20 protein-coding genes are annotated in these 18,782 nt (G+C 47.5%); 8 read left to right on the forward strand and 12 right to left on the reverse strand.

Annotation, left to right across the window (positions count from 1 at the left end; all coding sequences use genetic code 11):
* The first annotated feature begins 19 nt into the window (after positions 1 to 19).
* From HAL07_RS05745 to HAL07_RS05755, 3 genes are all read left to right on the forward strand, one after another.
* Entirely contained in the window at positions 20 to 1,381 is a 1,362-nt protein-coding gene (locus HAL07_RS05745; RefSeq protein WP_053941247.1) for an alanine/glycine:cation symporter family protein, read from the forward strand.
* Entirely contained in the window at positions 1,356 to 2,489 is a 1,134-nt protein-coding gene (gene alr, locus HAL07_RS05750; protein WP_104741377.1) for an alanine racemase, read from the forward strand. Before HAL07_RS05745 ends, alr begins: the two co-directional genes overlap by 26 nt.
* 346 nt (positions 2,490 to 2,835) lie before the next feature.
* Positions 2,836 to 3,063 (forward strand): GmrSD restriction endonuclease domain-containing protein, encoded by a 228-nt coding sequence (locus tag HAL07_RS05755; RefSeq protein WP_267892749.1) that lies wholly within the window; start codon positions 2,836 to 2,838, stop codon positions 3,061 to 3,063.
* Positions 3,064 to 3,074: 11 nt separating this feature from the next.
* On the opposite strand, the gene HAL07_RS05760 is transcribed toward HAL07_RS05755, so the two are convergent.
* Together HAL07_RS05760 and HAL07_RS05765 are read right to left on the reverse strand one after the other, a co-directional pair.
* The gene (locus HAL07_RS05760) at positions 3,075 to 4,121 is read right to left on the reverse strand and encodes a YeiH family protein (protein ID WP_053945429.1); all 1,047 of its coding nucleotides are present in this window, start codon (positions 4,119 to 4,121) and stop codon (positions 3,075 to 3,077) included.
* A gap of 19 nt (positions 4,122 to 4,140) precedes the next feature.
* Positions 4,141 to 4,953, reverse strand: coding sequence for a glycosyltransferase family 25 protein (locus HAL07_RS05765; protein WP_053945663.1), 813 nt, complete (start codon positions 4,951 to 4,953; stop codon positions 4,141 to 4,143).
* An 83-nt stretch (positions 4,954 to 5,036) separates the two neighbouring features.
* On the opposite strand from HAL07_RS05765, the gene HAL07_RS05770 reads away from it, so the two are divergent.
* The 4 genes from HAL07_RS05770 to HAL07_RS05785 all read left to right on the forward strand — a co-directional run bounded on the left by HAL07_RS05770 (position 5,037) and on the right by HAL07_RS05785 (position 8,198).
* The gene (locus HAL07_RS05770; protein WP_082346397.1) at positions 5,037 to 5,510 is read left to right on the forward strand and encodes a KdsC family phosphatase; all 474 of its coding nucleotides are present in this window, start codon (positions 5,037 to 5,039) and stop codon (positions 5,508 to 5,510) included.
* Between the two features lie 6 nt (positions 5,511 to 5,516).
* Entirely contained in the window at positions 5,517 to 6,539 is a 1,023-nt protein-coding gene (locus tag HAL07_RS05775) for a glycosyltransferase family 4 protein (RefSeq protein ID WP_053945430.1), read from the forward strand.
* Between the two features lie 107 nt (positions 6,540 to 6,646).
* Positions 6,647 to 7,453 carry a PIN domain-containing protein gene (locus HAL07_RS05780; protein WP_053941244.1) on the forward strand — a complete coding sequence of 269 codons (807 nt, stop codon included), beginning with the start codon at positions 6,647 to 6,649 and terminating at the stop codon, positions 7,451 to 7,453.
* The gene (locus HAL07_RS05785) at positions 7,449 to 8,198 is read left to right on the forward strand and encodes a glycosyltransferase family 2 protein (protein ID WP_053945431.1); all 750 of its coding nucleotides are present in this window, start codon (positions 7,449 to 7,451) and stop codon (positions 8,196 to 8,198) included. Before HAL07_RS05780 ends, HAL07_RS05785 begins: the two co-directional genes overlap by 5 nt.
* 13 nt (positions 8,199 to 8,211) lie before the next feature.
* On the opposite strand, the gene HAL07_RS07970 is transcribed toward HAL07_RS05785, so the two are convergent.
* The 6 genes from HAL07_RS07970 to HAL07_RS05815 form a co-directional block, all read right to left on the reverse strand.
* Positions 8,212 to 9,048 carry a tetratricopeptide repeat protein gene (locus HAL07_RS07970; RefSeq protein ID WP_053945432.1) on the reverse strand — a complete coding sequence of 279 codons (837 nt, stop codon included), beginning with the start codon at positions 9,046 to 9,048 and terminating at the stop codon, positions 8,212 to 8,214.
* Complete coding sequence (locus tag HAL07_RS08310; RefSeq protein ID WP_264828323.1) at positions 9,038 to 9,166, reverse strand: hypothetical protein; 129 nt, start codon at positions 9,164 to 9,166, stop codon at positions 9,038 to 9,040. Before HAL07_RS08310 ends, HAL07_RS07970 begins: the two co-directional genes overlap by 11 nt.
* Positions 9,167 to 9,448: 282 nt before the next feature.
* Positions 9,449 to 10,627, reverse strand: coding sequence for an SEL1-like repeat protein (locus HAL07_RS05800; protein WP_053945434.1), 1,179 nt, complete (start codon positions 10,625 to 10,627; stop codon positions 9,449 to 9,451).
* Between the two features lie 157 nt (positions 10,628 to 10,784).
* Positions 10,785 to 11,693: a PDC sensor domain-containing protein gene (locus HAL07_RS05805; RefSeq protein WP_053945435.1), complete on the reverse strand. Its 909-nt coding sequence runs from the start codon at positions 11,691 to 11,693 to the stop codon at positions 10,785 to 10,787.
* A gap of 8 nt (positions 11,694 to 11,701) precedes the next feature.
* Positions 11,702 to 12,343, reverse strand: a complete 642-nt coding sequence (locus tag HAL07_RS05810; RefSeq protein ID WP_053941237.1) for a hypothetical protein — start codon at positions 12,341 to 12,343, stop codon at positions 11,702 to 11,704.
* 411 nt (positions 12,344 to 12,754) lie between these two features.
* On the reverse strand, positions 12,755 to 13,102 hold the full coding sequence (locus HAL07_RS05815) for a winged helix-turn-helix transcriptional regulator (RefSeq protein WP_053945436.1): 348 nt from the start codon (positions 13,100 to 13,102) through the stop codon (positions 12,755 to 12,757).
* Positions 13,103 to 13,222: 120 nt separating this feature from the next.
* Between HAL07_RS05815 and HAL07_RS05820 the strand changes: the two genes are divergently transcribed.
* Entirely contained in the window at positions 13,223 to 14,212 is a 990-nt protein-coding gene (locus HAL07_RS05820; protein ID WP_053945437.1) for a zinc-dependent alcohol dehydrogenase family protein, read from the forward strand.
* Positions 14,213 to 14,226: 14 nt separating this feature from the next.
* On the opposite strand, the gene HAL07_RS05825 is transcribed toward HAL07_RS05820, so the two are convergent.
* Genes HAL07_RS05825 through HAL07_RS05840 form a run of 4 tightly spaced genes read right to left on the reverse strand, consistent with a single transcriptional unit; the run spans position 14,227 to position 18,765 of the window.
* A complete protein-coding gene (locus HAL07_RS05825) occupies positions 14,227 to 15,783 on the reverse strand; it encodes a phospholipase D family protein (RefSeq protein ID WP_053945438.1) in 1,557 nt (518 codons plus the stop codon).
* Positions 15,784 to 15,791: 8 nt separating this feature from the next.
* Complete coding sequence (locus HAL07_RS05830; RefSeq protein WP_202903485.1) at positions 15,792 to 17,039, reverse strand: MFS transporter; 1,248 nt, start codon at positions 17,037 to 17,039, stop codon at positions 15,792 to 15,794.
* Entirely contained in the window at positions 17,039 to 18,055 is a 1,017-nt protein-coding gene (lpxD, locus tag HAL07_RS05835) for a UDP-3-O-(3-hydroxymyristoyl)glucosamine N-acyltransferase (RefSeq protein ID WP_053941232.1), read from the reverse strand. Before lpxD ends, HAL07_RS05830 begins: the two co-directional genes overlap by 1 nt.
* Complete coding sequence (locus tag HAL07_RS05840) at positions 18,052 to 18,765, reverse strand: triose-phosphate isomerase (protein WP_053941291.1); 714 nt, start codon at positions 18,763 to 18,765, stop codon at positions 18,052 to 18,054. The genes lpxD and HAL07_RS05840 overlap by 4 nt, the downstream gene beginning before the upstream one ends.
* Positions 18,766 to 18,782 lie beyond the last annotated feature (17 nt).

The raw sequence follows: 18,782 nt of genomic DNA on the forward strand, positions 1-18,782 counted from the left end.
CGCAACTCAAAGGAAAGCCATGGGTTATTTAAACTCTCTTTTAGACCTCATCAAGGAGTGGGTGTGGGGGTTGCCTCTGCTCATTTTGTTGGTGGGTACGGGTTTATTCTACACCGTGGTACTCAAGGGCTTACAATTTTCTAAAACTTTCCACGCCTTTAAAGTGCTTTGCACCCGCGACAAGCACTCTAAGGGCGACATTTCCCAGTTTTCTAGTTTAATGCTCTCCATCGGGGCGACTGTGGGCATTGGCAGCATCATCGGCGTGAGCGTGGCGATTGTCTCGGGCGGTCCGGGGAGCATTTTTTGGATGTGGGTGACGGGCATTGTGGGGATGGCGACTAAGTATGCCGAGGGTGTGCTCTCGCTCAAGTACCGCGAAGTGGGGCAGTTTGGCTACAAGGGTGGCCCGATGTATTACATCAAAAACGGCCTACACATGCCAAGACTTGCCTATTTCTTTGCCATTTTTACTTTGATCGCCTCTTTTGGCATCGGCAGCATGACCCAAGCCAACGCCGTGTCCTCGATCCTCTTGCACCACGCCTCCATGCCCGCCTGGCTTTCAGGGCTCATCATCTCAGGGATCACGGGGATCATTTTAATGGGCGGGATCAAATCCATCAGCAAGTTTAGCGACTACTTCGCCCCCTTTATGGTGTTGTTGTACGTCCTCACCACCCTTTACATCGTGGCGGCCCACTTTAGCCAGGCATGCAATGCCATTAAACTCATTGTGAACAGTGCCTTTGGCCCCAAAGAGGCGATCAGCGGGACAGCGGGGGGCGTGGCGCTTTTAACGATCGTGCAAATTGGGGTGTCTAAGGGGCTCTTTTCTAACGAGGCGGGCATGGGCTCTGCGGCCATTGTGGCCGCCGCCTCTAAAAGCGCGCACCCGGTCAAACAAGCCCTCATCACCATGCTCCAGCCTCTCATCATCACCTTAGTGGTTTGCACCTCCACCGCCTTGTTGGTGCTCATGGCCCCCGTGCATGAGACTTTTCACGATGCGAGTTTGCTCACCTATGAGAGTGTGCGCTATTTCTACCCCAATGGGGGTTGGATTGTCTTTGCCTCCACGATCTTTTTTGCCTACTCGACCATGGTGGGTTGGGCCTACTATGGGGAGCGCAGCATTGAATTTACCTTTGGCGGGGATTATATTTTCTACTACCGCATTTTGTATTTGGTGGGGATTTTTGTCGGCTCTGTAACGAAGTTAGACTTTGTGTGGAATTTCTCCGACATTGCCAACGCTTTAATGGCCATCCCTAATCTCATCGCCCTTTTATTGCTCTACAAAGTTGTTGTGGCCGAAACAAGGTCTTATTTTAACCCACCCAAAGAAGTCCGCCATGCCCAACCTACCCACGCGCGCTAGTTTTGTAGAGGTCAGCACCGCTGCCCTCGCGCATAATTTTTCTCTCATCCAAGAAGTTTGCGAAATGCCCTTAATGGCTGTGGTGAAAGCCAATGCCTATGGAGCAGGTGCGCTCGGGGCCAGCCGCGTGTTTATTGAGCAGGGTGCCATTTACCTAGGCGTGGCCACTTTGGATGAAGCCCTAGAATTGCGCCAAGAGTTTAAAGAGATTCCCATTTTGATCTTGGGATTTACCCCCGATCACATGGCAAGAACCTTAGTTGAGCAGCGCATCACCCAAACCATCTTTTCACACAAACAAGCCGAGCACTTTTCAAATGTGGCTTTGTCTTTAAACCAAAAACTCAAAGTACATATCAAAGTCGATACGGGCATGAGCCGTTTAGGCTTTTTACCCACTAAAGAAAACGCCCACGAGGTCGTGAAAATTGCCAAGCTTAAGGGGCTAGAAGTGGAGGGGATTTTCACCCACCACAGCAACGCCGATGCCTTGTTTAAAAACTACGCCCTAGGGCAAGCTGGGCGTTTTATGGACTTCTTAGATGAGCTCAAAAATTTAGGACTAGAGTTTAAATACCGCCACATGGCCAACAGCGCGTGCGCTCTATCTATGGATAATTATGGGCTGGATCTGGCCCGCGCCGGGCTTGCCCTTTATGGCCTACACCCCTCCATTTACACGCAAGATGCCTTGAATCAAAAGGGCCTAGAGTTGCAACACGCCATCACCCTGAAGGCCCAAATTGTGAGTTTAAAGACCATTGAGGCGGGACAGTTGGTGGGCTATGGAGAGGGGTATTATTGTTTAGAGCCTACAAGAGTGGGGGTTTTGCCCTTGGGCTATGGGGACGGGTGGTCTAAGATTTTAGGCAACAAGGCTTGGGGGCTTTTGCACGGGCAAAAAGTGCCCGTGATCGGGGGGGTGTGTATGGATCAATGCTTTGTGGATGTGGGGGGTGTGCCAACACAAGAGGGCGATGAGGTCATTTTGCTAGGCGATCCAAAGAGCGGGACAATGGGGGCTGGGGATGTCGCCAAAATCTTAGGCATCATCAATTACGAGGCGATCACCATGCTCACCCGCCGCCTGCCAAGGGTATATGTATAGGGGTTAGCAAGTCTTTATCTTTTTGTTAAATTTGGCTTTATTTTAATAAAGAATCGAACACATGGATTGCAACGGGTGCTCCTATGCCATTAAAAACGACACACTCTATAAACAAAACCACCTTAGACCCCAAACAAAAATATTTAAGGATGACCTAAAAACTCGAGAAAATACAAAACCCTAAGAAGCGGCTAAAAAAGAGAAGGCCAAAATTCCAGAAGTGGCAAGAAGCGAGCTTGTTGGCCATGTAAATACCCAAATACAGGCCAAAGGCGCTAGGCTGCAAGAGCTCATCAAAAACAGCCTAGAAAGCCACCTTGGCTAGCAAAGCATCGATGTCTTCACCTTGATTTGCCAAATAGGCAATATGGCATTGCTTGAAAAAGATTTAAATGCAGCCATGCGCAACAAAGCGTGGATAGATCAAAAGGAATGCTTGCGCAGTGAGCAAGATAACCTTCCTTGCACAACACAAGAAGTCTTGGATAGAGGACTTTGGGGTGCAGAAGAGATTGAGAAGCGGACAGAACGATTGACTCAAGAGTTTTTAGGCATTGTGCGCACCCTCTCTTAAGCTTTAGGGGGCTAACCTGCCAGCACCTTAACCAGCCCAAAGCCCCCAAAAACTAAGACCACAAACAGCACAAGGGCCAGCCCAAAAGCCCGCCCTCCTAGACTTAAAAACTTCTTTAGCTCCACTTGTAAGCCCAAAGCCCCCATCGCACACACCAAGCACACCACAGACCCAAAGCGCAAAATTTCTACCCCATGTTTTAGCGTATCGGGGGGCACAAAGCCGCCCAATAAAGGCTGCAGGTAGGAATGCACCACCACCATCCCTAAGAAAATAAAGGCAAACCAAGGCACTTGTAATTTGACCTTGTGCTTGTGCGCAGTGTTTGTACTTTTTAAATAAAAGGACACGGCTAAGAGCAGGGGGATGAGCATGATCACGCGCACCATTTTAATGGTTACGGCGACTTTCTCGGCTTCTAGTGAAATTCCACTAGCAGCTCCGGCGACATTGGCCACCTCGTGCAAAGTCGCCCCGATATACACGCCCTCAGAAAGCGGGCTTAAGGGCACTAGCCCTAAATGATAGACAAAGGGGTAAGCAAACATCGCCACAAGCCCAAAGACGATCACCGTGCCCACCGCCACCACGCCCTTAAAGGGAGGGGATTTAAGGACACTCTCTAAGGCCAAGACCGCCGCCGCCCCGCACACCGCGCTCCCACACGCCACGAGCATGCTTAAATCCCGATCTAGCCCCATCTTGCCCCCCAGCCACACCCCAAGCAAAAACACCCCCACGACCACGACCAAAGCGATGAATAGGGGGGTGTAGCCGTAGTGCAAAATGTCGTTGATCGTTACATTAAAGCCGTAAAGGATGATGCCTAAACGCAGAAGCTTTTTAGCGCTAAAATGCACGCCATAGTGTATCCATTGGGCGATTTTAGGGTAAATAAACGAACCTAAGAGCCCGAGCAAAACCGCCACTAAAAGGGGCGAAATGTGGTGCGTGGTTAAAAAGGGCAGGTGGGCGATTTGCAGCGACATAAAAGCTAAACCGCTGATGACACAAAGCCCTAAGAGGGTTCCTAATGCTAGGTTTTGGTGGTGGCGCATGTGTTTCCTTATCTTGGGATCACTTCCTAAATTTTTGCGCTAAACGCACATAATACGGGTGCAAGCGTCTAAAAATGCGTAAAAGCAAGGGATAGCTCACATCGCGATCCCTAGAAATATTGCCCTTTAAAGCGTTTTCAACATGCTCGCTGATGGCAAAGGGTTTAAAGACATAGTTTTTTACCCCATGTAAATAGGTGTTCTCCATCACAAAATCTACAGGCATCACCCAGTGTTTGCTCGCCTTGATAAACGCTTTGGCAGCGGTTGGGTCGATGATGTAGCCTTGTGTTCCGCTGCCCCAAGTGGGGTGGGGGATGGTAGAAATTTTAGGGGTTTGGGTTTGTGTGGCGTGGATTTGTTCGGGGAATAAATGCATTAAACGCACCCAGTGCAAGCTGTTTATGTGTTTTTCAATGTTCTCAAGGCTGTCAAAAAAATGGGATTCTAACAAAATGTCGTCTTCTAAAACGCAGATGGGCTCTTGCAAGTCTAAGCAGCGTTGCCACAACAAATAGTGGCTGGCAAAACACCCCAGCTCGCCAAGGCTCATGGGCATGCCCATTTGTTTGAGGGCATAGCAACAGGCTTGCAAATAGGTTTTTAATCTTTTGCGTACAGAGGTTTTTATGCTTGGATGGATAAAAAAGGGGGAGAGGTGGGCGGACACGAGGGGGTGCAAGCCCTCTTTAGTTCTAGAATAGATCGCCTCAAAAACCTCAACCGGGTGCTTGCCTTTGTCTAAGTCTTGGAGCAACGCCTCAATGTTGCGCTCTTTAAGCCCCCACTCTACACAAGTGGCTTTAGATAAATGGATCACAAAAATACGCATGCTCTCTCCCACAAGGCGCATTATAAGGGATTGTGCCTCAAGCTGTGCTAAAATGGGCCTTTAGTCCTAAAATAAGGATGGTGATGGCTGTAATTAAGGTCTTTTTGTGCGATTGTGATGGTACTTTAACAGATGGGGGGATGTATTATTTGGAAAGCGGGCAACAATTTAAAAAGTTCAGCGTGGCCGATGGAATCGGTTTTGAGCTCTTAAAAGAGGCGGGGATCAAAACGGGCATTTTAACGGGCGAGGTTACACCCATAGTCGAGCACCGCGCCAAGAGGTTAAAAATGGATTATTTGTATCAGGGGTGCAGACCGCAGGGCAAGCTAGAGGCCGTAAAAGAAATTTGCGCCAAAGAGCACATCAGCCTAGAAAATGTGGCCTATGTGGGCGATGACATCAACGATTTGCCCGTGCTAGAGTGTGTGGGCTTTAAGGGCTGCGTGGCCAACGCCCACCCCCGCTTAAAAGCCTTGAGCGGGATTGTGGTTTCATCTAACAAGGGCGGGGAGGGGGGCGTGCGCGCGCTCATTGATTTGATTTTAGGCAAGTGAGCTAGAGTGCTAGATTATTTCATTGTGTCGCCCGTGCCCTCCTTTTATAAGGTCAATCTCTACAATGCCCTAGCCGGGCGTTTAAAAATCTTTGTGGTGTTTCTTGCCAAGGACACTAAAGAAACCCGCGCGGGCGACTTCATCAGCTTAGAGGGGGCTAAGTTTGGCTATGCCCTGCTCTTTCACGGGGCTTTGCAAGTGCGCCCCACTTTTTCTAATGTGCTTAAACTTTCTAAATTACTGAAACAACACCCCCATAAGCGTTTGTTGCTTGGGGGATGGGATTGCGTGGAGTTTTGGGCGGGGTGGGCTTTAAGCGCTCGGGCTAAAAATGCGGTGGTTGTGGAGTCTAGCATTATGGAGAGCAAAACAAAGGGGCTCAAGGCTAGCTTAAAAAGGCTGTTTTTAAAGCGGGTGTCGATCGCCTTTGTGTGTGGGGATTTGCACGCCAAGCTCTTACACGCTTTGCACTTTAAGGGGGTGATAAAGACCATGTACGGGGTGGGAATCATCAATCCCCCCACTGCTAAAAGAGAGCCCAGGCCTTATAGCAAAAAGTTTATTTGCATCGCCCGCCTAACGGCGGTAAAAAATTTAGAGTTTTTGCTAGAAATCTTTAAAGAGTTGCCCCATTTAAGTTTGAGCCTTGTGGGCACGGGGGAGTTAGAATCCCAGTTAAAACAAATGGCTAGTGCTAATGTGTCTTTTTTAGGGGCGATGCCAAACGCGCAATTAAACGCCCTCTTATGCGCTCACGATGTGCTGATTTTGCCAAGCATTGCCGAGCCTTGGGGTTTGGTGGTGGAGGAAGCCTTAGCGGTGGGTTTGGTCGTTTTGGTGAGCCAAGCGTGTGGGGCGCGGGTGTTGGTGGAAAATGGGGTCAATGGGTTTGTGTTTGAGCCCACAGATGGGGGGGCTTTCAAAAGGCTTTTAGAGGGCCTAGAGAGCACTTACCCCACACTTTTGAAGGGGGCTCTTGCGTGGGATTTAGAGGCTAAAGATTCTAAGCAAGTGGAGGCGTATTTATGATTGTCCTTAACCTTGCGTTAGGAGGTTACAATAGTGCGTTTATGAAATGATTAAGGATAGAGTGTTAAAAGGGATAAGCCCATATTTATTTATTTTAAGGAGAGATCGTGCCTTTTACAGACAAAACAAAGCTGATTGTTTTTGTGGATTGGGAGTGTTTGCGGGGAGATTTTGAGTATTTGCAAAAGTTTTGCCCCGAGTTCAAGCCCCCGTATTTCAACTACAACAACATGCACCAGCTCATGGCGTTTTTTAAAGCCTTTATCCAACCCGATGAGGTGCTTTATCGCATGTACATTTATGTATCCGAGCCCTTTGTGGAGGCAGCCGCTAGGGCACGAGATGAGCTAAAGGCGCAAATTGAGGATTACAAGCGCGATTATCCCAAAGACTACGAGGGTAAGATAAGAAGGTCTAACAATGTGCAAGAGTTTAATCGCAATTTGACGCTATTTACCGACATGCCCAAAGAAGTGCGGGTGGGTAAGGCAAAGATCCTCTTTGAATATGTGCCTCGCATTGAAGAGGTGGATAAAATTAAAATGGAGAGCACGCGCAAGCAAATGTTCGTGCGCCAAAAGCAGGTGGATTTGCTTTTAGGGCTGGACATGGCGCATTTAGTGGATAATTTTTACCAAACTAACCAACACGGGCACATTTTGCTCTTTAGCCGCGATAGCGACTTTGTGCCCGCCCTAGAGTTTGCCAGAGGCCAACATGTCTTTAAAGCTTTCATTGGACGCATGGAGAAGTTTCCCCCCTTTCCTGATGAGCTTAAGGGGGCGTGCGATGGCGTGCGGACACTGAGCGTGGCGCAAGTTTTAGAAACCATCCCCCAACCCAAAGCCAAAGCCTATAAGCCCTACACCCCCCTAAATAACCCTTTTGAGAGCCTAAAGGGGGGGCATTATTAATATTTCTCTCATCACCCCCGTTTTAAACGGGGCCAAAACGATAGAAAAGAGCGTCAAGTCTGTGCTCGCGCAAAGCACGCCCCCAATGGAGCATTTGATCCTAGATGGGGGGAGTGTGGATGGCACGCTTGAAATATTAAAAACTTATCCGCATTTACAGGTTTTTAGTGGCCCAGATGAGGGGCTTTATGACGCGATGAATAAGGGCATTGCTTTAGCTAAGGGCGAGATCATAGGGATACTCAATAGCGATGATTGTTACACGGATTCTAGTGTGCTGGTGCAAGTGTGCGAGGCGTTTAAGGCGCACCCACAGGCGGACATGGTGTATGCCGACTTGGTGTATGTCAAAAACTCTAAGATCGTGCGCCACTATGTGAGCGGGCATTTTAGCAAGAGAGGGTTTTTTTATGGCAAAGTCCCGGCGCATCCAACCTTGTTCGTGCGTAGGGAAGTTTATGCCCGCTTTGGGGGTTATAAAATGGATTATAAAATTGCCGCCGATTATGAGTTTTTGTTGCGCACTCTCTATGTGGCCGGCTTAAAAGCGGTGTATGTGCCCTGCGTGTGGGTGCAAATGGGCGTGGGGGGGGTGAGCACTAGGGGGTTAAAGAGTTTGTGGCTTGCAAACAAAGAGAACTTAAGGGCGTGCAGAGAAAATGGCATTAAAGCCAACATGGCAACCATGCTTTTGAGGTATCCGTATAAAATTTGGGGGGTGTTAAAAAGCCGCTTAAGGGTTTAAACGCCCTTTAAAGCTACTGCCCCCCTGTCTTTTGCTGGTCTAAAAGGTGTTTGTAATGGGTGTAGTTCTTTTCATCTTTGAGGGCTTTGTAGGCGTTGGCTAAGTTTTCTAATAAAATGTCCGTGTAGGTGGCTTGCTCTTTGATTTTTAAACTTTGCTCGTAAAATTTAATGGCTTCTTGGTAGTGCTCTTCTTTATAAGCGCACTGCCCGGCCATATAAGAGCTAAAAGCGGGGCGGTATTTGATTTGAGCCAACCACTCAAAGCGCTCTTTAGCTTGCTTGTAGTTTTGTGCTGTGAAGAGCTCCATCGCATCGTGGAAGACTTGAACAGGATGTGCCCTGCGTTCTTCTTCTGCTTTTGCTTGGTTAAAGCTAACCCAACGCGCAATAAAGGAAAGAGCACCACACACAACAAACACTGTCACAAGCCAACCAAAACACCCCATAGATTTTTCGGGCTTTTCAGGCTCGGGTTCATTAATAATGACATTGGGATTCACTACATCGCCATAAGGATTAATCTCACATATTTGTTCCCCTTGTTTAACACGCACATAATCACTCGAAAAGCTCCACAACTCCCCGGACTTCTTAAAAAGTTCATTGCCCTCTTCATCATAAACACATACTTTGTTTCCCTTTTGCTCCACATGACCGATTTGTAAAATAAAATTAGGGTCCAATATATACCCGTAAGTATCAATTTTACATATCTTATTCCCCCGCCTTACGAGCACATAATTATCCACAAAGAACACCAACTCCCCGGACTTCTTAAAAAGTTCATTGCCCTCTTCATCATAGGCATGGACTTTAGTGCCCTTTTGTTCTACATGCTCAATTTGCATGAAATTCCTCCTCAAACTTCATCATGAATTTGTTGCAAAATCTCATGTTGATGTAATTTTGCAAAATCCCCTTGTCTAACACGCTATCAAAGGCTTGAAAGTTTGTTTGTTCGCTCATGCCTACACATGCCTTTGGGCAATATGAACGGGTGCATCAGCCACTTTCACAAAAGCAAGTCTTTTATTCTTTGAGGCTAACCGCATGGTGCAATAGGTCTTGCATTTAGTGGCACTAAAGTATTCGCCCATCTTTTGTAGTTCTTGGGCTTTGCTGTAAAAGCGCGCGGATAGACATGGAGGCTTTGAAACATTCTTCAAAATACCCACCCAAACCCAACACAAAAACTGCGACTTTAATTCCTGTTGTCATAGATCATATTTGACCTATTTTTCCTCATTTTTATTTGCTTAGTGTGGTGCAAGCTTTCTCATAGCCTTTATCGCAAGCCAATTGATAATATTTTGCAGCTTGTGCTTTATCCACCAACACACCCAATCCTTTAGCATACATGACCCCTAAATCCCAAAAAACCCTACCCCCCTCATCTGTTGCCTTCTCCAAGTACTCTCGGGCTTTGTCGTAGTCTTTGGGTACGCCCTCTCCATTGAGATACAATTCTCCCAAACTGGCATAAGCCCGATCATCCCCCCCATCGCTGGCTTTTTTAAAGAACTCTACGGCTTTGGCTAAGTCCTTAACCACGCCCTCCCCCTTGTAATACATGGTGCCCAAATAATAAGAAGCTTCAGCATCCCCTCCATCGCTGGCTTTTTGGAAATATTCTTTAGCCTTAGCGAAGTCTTTAGGCACGCCTTGTCCTCTAAAATACATTTTGCCTAGGACATCAAGGGCCATAGGATACCCCTTGTCGGCAGCTTTTTGGAAATATTCTTTAGCCTTAGCGAAGTCTTTAGGCACGCCCAGACCCTTAGCATAAAGGGCTCCAGCATCGTAAGCCCCCAGTGCGCTCCCCTTGCTCGCCGCCTTTTGGAAGTAGTCCATCGCTTTAGCGTAGTCTTTGGGGACACCACCGAAAAAATCTATTCCGCTTTTCCCGCGCAAATACATTTCACCTAAATTAGCAAGAGCTTCAACACTCCCCTTTTCCGCAGCGGTTTGGAAGTAGCCTATTGCATCGCTACGCCTATCTTCATCGCGACTCATAATGCCCATATAACGATAAGCCTCTGCACTGCCTTTTTTAGCGGCATCTTCGAATAAATTATAAACCTTATCTGGATCAATATAGGCATGGACGACATGATTTTTGTCTATATAAGATTTAGACAGTGCTGCCGAAGAAGGTTGATGGAGCATCTCTTGATACTTTTGAAACGCGAATTGGAAGAGATCGTCTGCCTTTTCAGATTTTGGCTTTTGCGCTTGCAGCCGTGCTTTTTCTTTTTGGGCCTGCTCTTGGGACGCTTTTTGTGATATAGCTCGTTGTTGTGCAACAAATTTGTCAAAAGCATCCGGCTGCTTTTTGGAGCTTAAACTTGAGAGCAAGCTTTCCCCACATCCACTAAACAAACACGCACACAAAGCCAACGACAAAGGTTTCATTAAAGAGAGGCTCATGAGATTCCCCCTAAAACGGGGATTAGAGAAGCAAGAGAATTAGAGAGTGTTACCCCCCCCCCCGCACAGGGTGCACAAGGTTAGAGACATAGTTGTCCTTTCTACAAAAAATAAAAGGTGCATTCTAGCGCATTAGGGTAAAAACAAGCTGAAGGGTTTAATTCTTGCCCCCCGACTCGTTGGCCGCCCCGTAGGCGAATTTGACATAAATGGCTAGGCTGATGAGCAAAGCCGACACCGCGCCGGCCAAATACACGGCATAAATGATTTTATTGGGCGCGCTGATACTAAATTTAAAGACCAACATCAAAGCCTCAATGGCTAAGGCGATGATGATCGAGCCTAAAAAGCGGATCATCGTGCGGTGGATGGCATGGTGGCTATCCCCGCTGTTCTTGCCTAGCACTTCCTCCTCAAAAATCGCTTTGACTAGATCCACGGTGGCTAAGGCTAAGGTCAAAAGCACAATGGGGTGAAAGACCTCTTTGACATCAAAACTGCTGAAGTGGGTTAAGGCACGATACAAACTAGACAAGCTCTTCACAAACAAGAGCAAGGACACGAGAGCTAGGGTTAAAGAAATGCCAAAATACATCACCACGCTGCCCTCTGCAAAGGTGGTGTAATGCTTGGACGAGGAGCTTAAAGCGATGGCGACTTTGAGCGGGATATGCATGCACACCACATAAAACAACTCGTCTTTATCGTTGTAGATGGGGTAAGCCGCTGTAACGACCAGCCCCCGATTGCTGCGCGTGGGGTAGGGGTTGGTCAAAACACAACGTCGCTCGGCGATGGCCTCATAAAAGTAGCCACGCTCCAAAGAGTTTTGCGCAAAAGAGTTTTTGACATTGCCCTCCCCATCGATTAAATTCCCATTAATGTCTAAAATAAAAATATCCTCTTTAATGCGGACTTCTTGTTTAATGCGCTCCATCGCTAGCTGTATGTATTTTAGGGTGGGTTCTTTGAGGTAGTTTTTAATGTTTTGGGTCAGCAGATAGGACACATAGGCGTAAAGCTCGCTTTTGACTTTGGAGTATTCGGTCACATCTTTGGATAGCATACACTCTCCTATTGGTTCAGTATAAAGGTTTGCCCCCCCGCTAAATCGTTTTGCAAAGCCTGCATGCTCTTGGTGAATAATTTATTGAGGGCGAGGTTTAGGGCGTGGTTGTAGTTGGCGTTGGGTCCGCTGCGCTCATTAGGGTCGCTATCCAGCGGGTTGGCGCGCAAAATGGGTTGTTTAATTTGTACACTGATGTGGCTTAGGCACTTTGGCGTGTCCTTAGCACATAGGCGCAAAGTAAGATCGCTCTTGGCCTCGAGCATTTGCAACACCCTAGAGGGGTCTAAAGAGTCGTTGTGGCTCTCTTTAAGCATTTTGGCGATGTCTTTTAAATCTTTGGGGGTGTTTTTAAAAGCTAGGCCGATTTGGGCTTGTAGGTTGGTGTTGTAGCCTTGTGGGCTTAGAGGGTAGCCTAGGTGCTGTAAGATCCCTATGGTTGCCTTTTGTAGGGCTTTAGTGAATTGCGCTTGGTCATATGCGGGCACAAACTCGGCGTTAAAGACGACATCCGGCGGGCTTAAAAAGAGGGGCTTTAAAGCGGGGTTTGGCTTAGAGGGGCTTAAAGGGTAGCTCAAATTGAGGCTAAAGGGCGAAAAAACGCTGTTGCATCCGCAAAAAAGCCCGATCAAAAACACCCAACGCCACATACAAACCCCTTTAAAAAATGGAGTTATTATAGCCTAAGAAGGGTTAATTGGTGGGTCATAAAAGCTCTATTTTAGCACAAAATGCACTCAAGGGGAGGTTGATTTATTTAGGCAAATCATAAATAATAGCGATGACAATAATATTTAACCAAAAAAAATAGGAATAACTAAAATGACAGCCGCCCTTAGTCAGGATACACGCCGCATTAATGATTGTGGATACACCCTTGTATGCAAGAACCCCCTTGTTAAACACAAATTGAATAACCAGCATGGATCAAACAAGAAACACGGCATGGCAAATGTTGCCAGTGAGTGTCTTAAGTTATAATAATCATCATCAAAGATTAAGGAATTTCGTGCTTTTAAAGCTCGCTTTTTCTAAGCTTAAGCCCACACGGGAAAACCCACTCAAGGTTTAAGCGTTACTGCCCACTGGTAAAGCGCATTGAGAGCGGGGATTAGGGTTTTGCCATTTTCATGGAGCGAGTATTCCACTGTCGGGGGGATTGTGGGGGTGTGTTTTCTAATGATGAGCTTATCGGCTTCTAGCTCACGCAGACACTTTGTTAGCATGGTTGCCGTGATGCCCACAACCTTTCGTTGCAATTCGTTGTAACGGATGGTTTGCATGGGTGCATCGGCAATGTACCATAAAATAGGCAACTTCCACTTTTGCCCTAGAATTTGCATGGCACGCAAAATGGGACACTCAGTTTCGTAGATATTTTGGTCTTTGGGTAAATTTAAATCTTGCATAGACACTCCTAAATAGCGTAATTATAGCAAAAATATATTAACTAAGAAAAAACTTCATACTTGTAAAAATATTGCGATTGGGCTATAATCCGCAACCTATCAAAATTTTAGGAGGTTCAAATGAGCAAACAAGTCCAAATTAACCGCGTGGGCGATTCGGATGTGTTGGAAATCGTGGATGTAGATGTACCCGCACCCAGCGCAAACGAGGTGCAAATTGCTTTTCAAGTGTTGGGTTTAAACCGCGCGGAGATCATGTACCGTCGTGGGCGTTATATCTACGCGCCACAATTCCCGTCTAAATTGGGTTATGAAGGGGCGGGCGTGGTGCGTGCTGTGGGTGCAAGCGTTCAAGGCATTCAGGTGGGCGATGCCGTGAGCGTGATCCCCAGCTTTTTACTCACCCAGTATGGCACTTACGCTGAGGTGGCAAACCTGCCCGCCCACGCCGTTGTCAAACACCCCAAAAATCTTTCTTTTGAAGAGGCGGCGGCAAGTTGGATGGCGTTTATTACAGTCTATGGCGCATTTGTGGAGTTGTGCCAAGTCAAGGCGGGGGATTTCGTGGTCTTGGGAGCCGCCACGAGCAGTGTAGGCCTGGCGGCGATCCAGTTTGCCAAAATGTTAGGTGCAACTGCCATCGCGCTCACACGCTCACACGCCAAAGGGGATATTTTAGTGGAGAAAGGCGCGGATTTTGTGCTCGCCACCCAAGAAGACGATCTAAGCGCCCGTTTAAAAGAGATCACAAACGGACGGGGTGTCAATCTCGTGTTTGATCCTGTGGGTGGTCCGGTGGCAAACACTCTTGTAAAAGCGATGGCCGACGATGCCTATTACAATCTTTATGGCGCACTCAACCACGAGGATATGGCTGTGCCTGTGGGGGACATGCTCTTTAAAAGACTCACTTTGCGCGGCTATCAATTGTTTGAACTCACAACAAACCCCGCAAGGCTAGAGAAGGCAAAGGCTTATGTCTATGAAGCCCTAGCCAGCCAAAAATTGCGCCCAGAGATCGATCGCGTTTTTGATTTTAAAGACATCGCCAAAGCCCACGACTACATGGAGGAGGGCACACAAATTGGTAAGGTGCTGATTAAGATTTAAAGGATTTTGTGTTTTTAAAGCTCACTCTCAGGCAAGATCTTAGACCAATTCTTAATGAAGCGCAAAAAGGGGGAAGTGTCGGGGGGTTTGCTGTAGCGCACCACCTGCCCATCTTCCACGCCCTCCCAAATCAATTGGGAGCGCAAAGCGTGCTTTTCTAAAATCAAGTGCCAGCTATCGCGCATTTGCTCTTGCATGCGGTGTTGCAAGTAAAGGGCGAAAGCGGGGTTGTCAAAGACCACCACCGACTCGGTGTTGATTTGCGCCGAGCGGGCATCTAAATTAAAGCTGCCAATCCAAGTTTTTTGACTATCAAAAATTAAAATCTTGCTGTGCAGTGAGTTTTTAAACCGCCCCTTGATTTTAAAGCGCACCCCCTTGCGGGTGTATTTGATGTAGCGGGACAAATCACTTTTGGTTTCATAGACATTGGCCCCCGCCTTGACGAGCTTTTTAGCGTATCTCTCCCACGCCCCATAAACCACAATCGCATCCGTGGAGGCGAGCGAATTTGTCAAAATGCTTAACTCTAGCCCTTCGCCCAGCTTTTTAATGAAGGTTTTTAATAGCGTGGGGCCGGGGATTAAATAGGAGGAGGCGATGTAGAGCGCATTTGTGGTTTGCTTTAAAATCTCTTGTAGGGCTTTGTTGATGGGAGAAGTCGGGCTTATAGCGTAGATTTTTTCAGGGCTATCGGCGATGAAAACAGCGTGCCCTAAGTAGGCTTTGTTTTGTCTGTTTAAGAATTTTTGGATAAAGGCTTGTACTTCTTTGTCGTAAGTGCTTTGGTCGTTTAATAAAAGTTTGGACAGGCTTTTTTCATAGGTTTTGGCGTATCTCTTTAATTTTCTATGGCTTGGAAGTAAATTAGCCGGGATGGCGCTTTTAAAGTTCCAATATTGTAAAAAACTCTTTTTGGCATCTAGACTCACCGCCCCCAAAAAGAGTGCATCAGTGTCTAAAAAGTTCTCTTCTAAATCGTTGTCAAAATAAACATCAGCGATGTTGCGCCCCCCAATGACAAGTGCCACATTATCCACAATGAATAATTTATTGTGCATGCGTTTTTTAATGCGGTCGTAACTTGCCATCATCTCCAAATAGCGTAGTCCCTTATTGCGGACATGGTATGGGTTAAAAATTTTGACATCAATATTAGGATGGGTGTTTAGCATGATGATGTCTGACATGTCCGAATCCAAGCCGTTATCATCGATCAAAAGGCGCACCTTCACCCCCCGATTGGCCGCTTTGTAAAGCTCAAACATCATCACCCGCGCGGAGATGTCGTTTTGGTATAGGTAGGTTTGGATGTCTATGTTGTGCGTGGCTAGGCGGATTAAAGCGATTCGTTGCAACAGGGCCTTATCCCCATCTTGCAAAATAAAGCCCAAACTTTGTTTGGGGTCTTTTGTGAGCGCGGGGGCATAAACCCGCCCTAGTGGGGTGTCTAGGGGTTGGTAGCTTTCTAAAATGTGGATGTGATCGGGGCGTTTTTTAGCGATTGTGGCTAAACAACCACTGAATAAAAGCACCAAAAGGGGCAGGCACGCACACAAAAAGCGTTGCAAAAAGCCCCCTAGTCAAGTACAGGTTTTTTAGGCAAACACATGGCAGCGATGAACATAAAGGCCATCATCACAGCTACATAAACAAAAAAGCCGTTTTCAAGGTTGGCGTGCTTAAATTGCAACGCCACATAGGGGGTAGATCCACCAAAAATGGCATTGCCTAGCGCAAAGCTAAAGCCTGTGCCAAGCGCGCGCACATGCTCGGGAAAGAGCGAGGCTTTAAAAATTCCAGACACCGAAGTGTAGAAGCTAAGGATTAAAAAGAGGGCGAGCACCGCTAAAAAGGCAATGGTGGTGTTGTGGGCATGCGTTGACATCACCCTAAAGAGCGGGGCAATGCCAAAGAAGGCGAGGACGCTAAAAGTGATGACTGCCCGCCTGTGGCTGATTTTATCGCCGATGTAGCCAAAAAGTGGCTGGACCAACATTAAAATCAACAGCGCAAAGACAAAAACATCATTCACCACAGGTTTAGCCATGCCGGCGTTTTCTAGGTAGGTCTTGGCGTAGGTGGTGATGGTGTAAAAGGCGAGCGACCCACCCGCACTGATGACAAATACGATGAAACAAGTCTTAAAGTGGGGCAAGAGTGCTTTCAAAGTCCCCCGATCTTGATGCTCTTCTAACTCGCTAGAGCTTTCATCCATTAAACGCCGTGCCAGCAAAGACCCAAGCGCTAAAACTCCGCCCAGCACAAATAAAATCCGCCACGCAAAGGCACTCACCTGTGCTAGGCTAAAGAACATCATCAAGACGCTGATGCTCGCCACCGCCAAGAACTGCCCCCCGATCAGCGTGCTGTATTGAAAGGAGCTGTAAAACCCCCGATTGCCCTTAGAACTGAGCTCAGATAAATAAGTTGCCACAATGCCATATTCCCCACCCACACTAAGCCCCTGCACCATGCGCGCAAGCAGCAAAAATAAAATTGCCAAGTCCCCCACGCTCTCTTTAGTCGGCAGGGCGGCGATCATAAAAGAGCCCATTGCCATTAAAACCACAGATAAAACCATGGACTTTTTGCGCCCGACTTTATCGGCCAGCGAGCCAAAAATCCAAGAGCCCAAAGGGCGCATGAAAAAACCCACCGCAAAAACCCCAAAAACCTGAATCTGCTGGATAATGGGGTTGCTCGACTCGCTAAAAGAGTGAGCAAAGTAAGTTGCACTGAAAGCGTAAATGTAAAAGTCAAACCATTCGACTAGATTCCCGCTTGCAGCGGCGATGATGGAGCGGATTTTTTTAGGCTGTTTCATTAGCGTTTCCACAAGCCTTTAGCTTTGTCGATCAAACTCGGCTTTTGCTTTTTCACAAACCGCCTAAGCGTGGCTAAAAAGTGGTGCCACTCGTGGATTTCCATCGCCGGGATTGCTCCAGCGTAGTTTGTGTGTGGGGGTAAATCTTTGCCCACCGCCCCCTTGCCCCCGATTTGGCTAAACTCCCCGATGTGCATATGCCCGCCTGTGCCCACCTGTCCGCCCAAAACCACATTGCGCCCCATAGTTGTAGAGCCAGACAACCCCACTTGTGAAACGATGATGGAGTGCTCGCCCAACACACAATTATGCCCCACCTGCACGAGGTTATCGATTTTCACGCCCTGTTTGATGTGAGTCTCCCCAAAGACTGCCCGATCGATTGTGGTGCTTGCCCCGATTTCTACAAAATCCTCGATGCGCACAATGCCCGTGTGCTCGATTTTAATGTGTGCGCCCAGCTCCGTGTGCGCGTAGCCAAAACCATCGCTGCCGATGACGCTATTGGCGTGGATGATCACTTCGTTGCCAATGATTGTGTTTTGGTAAATGGTCACATTGGGGTAAATCTTGCAATTTTGCCCGATTTTCACCCCATCGCCTAGCACCACATTGGCCATGATGGTGGTGTTGTCCCCAATTTCCACGCCTTCGCCCACCACGACATGGGGCATTAAAACCACATTCGCGCCCAGTTTTGGAGGGGTTTTGGTGCTAGGGGCTTTAAACATGTCAATTTTAAAGGCGTGCGAGATGCGGGCAAAGGCTAGGTGCGGGTTTGGTGTGATCAACGCTTGGCTTGTGGCAGGGACTTTGCTCGCATATTCGGCACGGATGAACACCCCTCCCGCTTTGGTGTCTTTGAGCTTCTTTAAATAAGATTTTTGATCCACATAGCTTAAGTGGTTGGGCGTGGCTAGCTCTAAAGGCGCGACCCCGACAATCTCAAAATCTTTAAAATTAGGCGGTAAGGTGGTGTCGATAGAATAGGTTTCTTTTAAGGCATTAAAGGTCATGCAAACTCCTTTGTACTGCTGATTCTAATGATGTCTAATAAGGCTTGTGGGTCTAGGCACGCCTTGCCGATAAGCACGCCATCGACTTCTTTGAGGCTTAAGATCGCATCGGCATTATCCACCTGCACGCTCCCCCCATAGACCACCCGCACGGGTGCTTTCAGGCTTGTTTTTAGCCCCCCTATGGTGCTGGCAATGTCGGCAATTTGAGCGCTCACCCCCGTGCCAATCGCCCAAATAGGCTCGTAAGCTAGAATGAGCTTAGGGTAATTTAAATCCAGCCCCTCAACTTGATCTAATAAATGATCTAGCACGGCTGACGCGCCTAAATCCCGCGTGGCTAAAGGCTCACCGATACAAAAGACGATTTGAAAGCCCTGATCCTTAAAAAATTCAAACTTTGCAAGGCAACATTTAGGGTCTTCTCCCAGCAACAAACGCCTTTCGCTATGCCCGATTAAAATGGATTGGATGCCCCGATCTTGCAAGGCTTGCAAAGTGATCTCGCCTGTAAAAGCCCCTTGTTTAGCGGGGTAGGCATTTTGTGCACCCAAAGCCACGCGAGAAGATTTGCACGCCCCAAGCTCAAGTAAGGGAGGAAAAAGGGTGAGAAAAGGGGCTAATTCTTTAGGTAAATTTTTTTCTAAATGCTCTAAATAGAGCAACAAATCAAGTGCGTAGGATTTAAAATTAGCCAATACAAATTTCACGCGAGCGCTCCAAAAGT

The organism is Helicobacter ailurogastricus (genome assembly GCF_001282945.1).
Classification (GTDB): Bacteria; Campylobacterota; Campylobacteria; order Campylobacterales; family Helicobacteraceae; genus Helicobacter; species Helicobacter ailurogastricus.

What these genes read in the sequence shown, in the direction of transcription:
- HAL07_RS05745 (WP_053941247.1), top strand. Translation starts at nt 20, where the DNA reads ATGGGTTATTTAAACTCTCTTTTAGACCTCATCAAGGAGTGGGTGTGG.
- alr (WP_104741377.1), top strand. Translation starts at nt 1,356, where the DNA reads ATGCCCAACCTACCCACGCGCGCTAGTTTTGTAGAGGTCAGCACCGCT.
- HAL07_RS05760 (WP_053945429.1), bottom strand. Translation starts at nt 4,121, where the DNA reads ATGCGCCACCACCAAAACCTAGCATTAGGAACCCTCTTAGGGCTTTGT.
- HAL07_RS05765 (WP_053945663.1), bottom strand. Translation starts at nt 4,953, where the DNA reads ATGCGTATTTTTGTGATCCATTTATCTAAAGCCACTTGTGTAGAGTGG.
- HAL07_RS05770 (WP_082346397.1), top strand. Translation starts at nt 5,037, where the DNA reads ATGGCTGTAATTAAGGTCTTTTTGTGCGATTGTGATGGTACTTTAACA.
- HAL07_RS07970 (WP_053945432.1), bottom strand. Translation starts at nt 9,048, where the DNA reads ATGCAAATTGAGCATGTAGAACAAAAGGGCACTAAAGTCCATGCCTAT.
- HAL07_RS08310 (WP_264828323.1), bottom strand. Translation starts at nt 9,166, where the DNA reads ATGAGCGAACAAACAAACTTTCAAGCCTTTGATAGCGTGTTAGACAAG.
- HAL07_RS05800 (WP_053945434.1), bottom strand. Translation starts at nt 10,627, where the DNA reads ATGAGCCTCTCTTTAATGAAACCTTTGTCGTTGGCTTTGTGTGCGTGT.
- HAL07_RS05805 (WP_053945435.1), bottom strand. Translation starts at nt 11,693, where the DNA reads ATGCTATCCAAAGATGTGACCGAATACTCCAAAGTCAAAAGCGAGCTT.
- HAL07_RS05810 (WP_053941237.1), bottom strand. Translation starts at nt 12,343, where the DNA reads ATGTGGCGTTGGGTGTTTTTGATCGGGCTTTTTTGCGGATGCAACAGC.
- HAL07_RS05815 (WP_053945436.1), bottom strand. Translation starts at nt 13,102, where the DNA reads ATGCAAGATTTAAATTTACCCAAAGACCAAAATATCTACGAAACTGAG.
- HAL07_RS05820 (WP_053945437.1), top strand. Translation starts at nt 13,223, where the DNA reads ATGAGCAAACAAGTCCAAATTAACCGCGTGGGCGATTCGGATGTGTTG.
- HAL07_RS05830 (WP_202903485.1), bottom strand. Translation starts at nt 17,039, where the DNA reads ATGAAACAGCCTAAAAAAATCCGCTCCATCATCGCCGCTGCAAGCGGG.
- lpxD (WP_053941232.1), bottom strand. Translation starts at nt 18,055, where the DNA reads ATGACCTTTAATGCCTTAAAAGAAACCTATTCTATCGACACCACCTTA.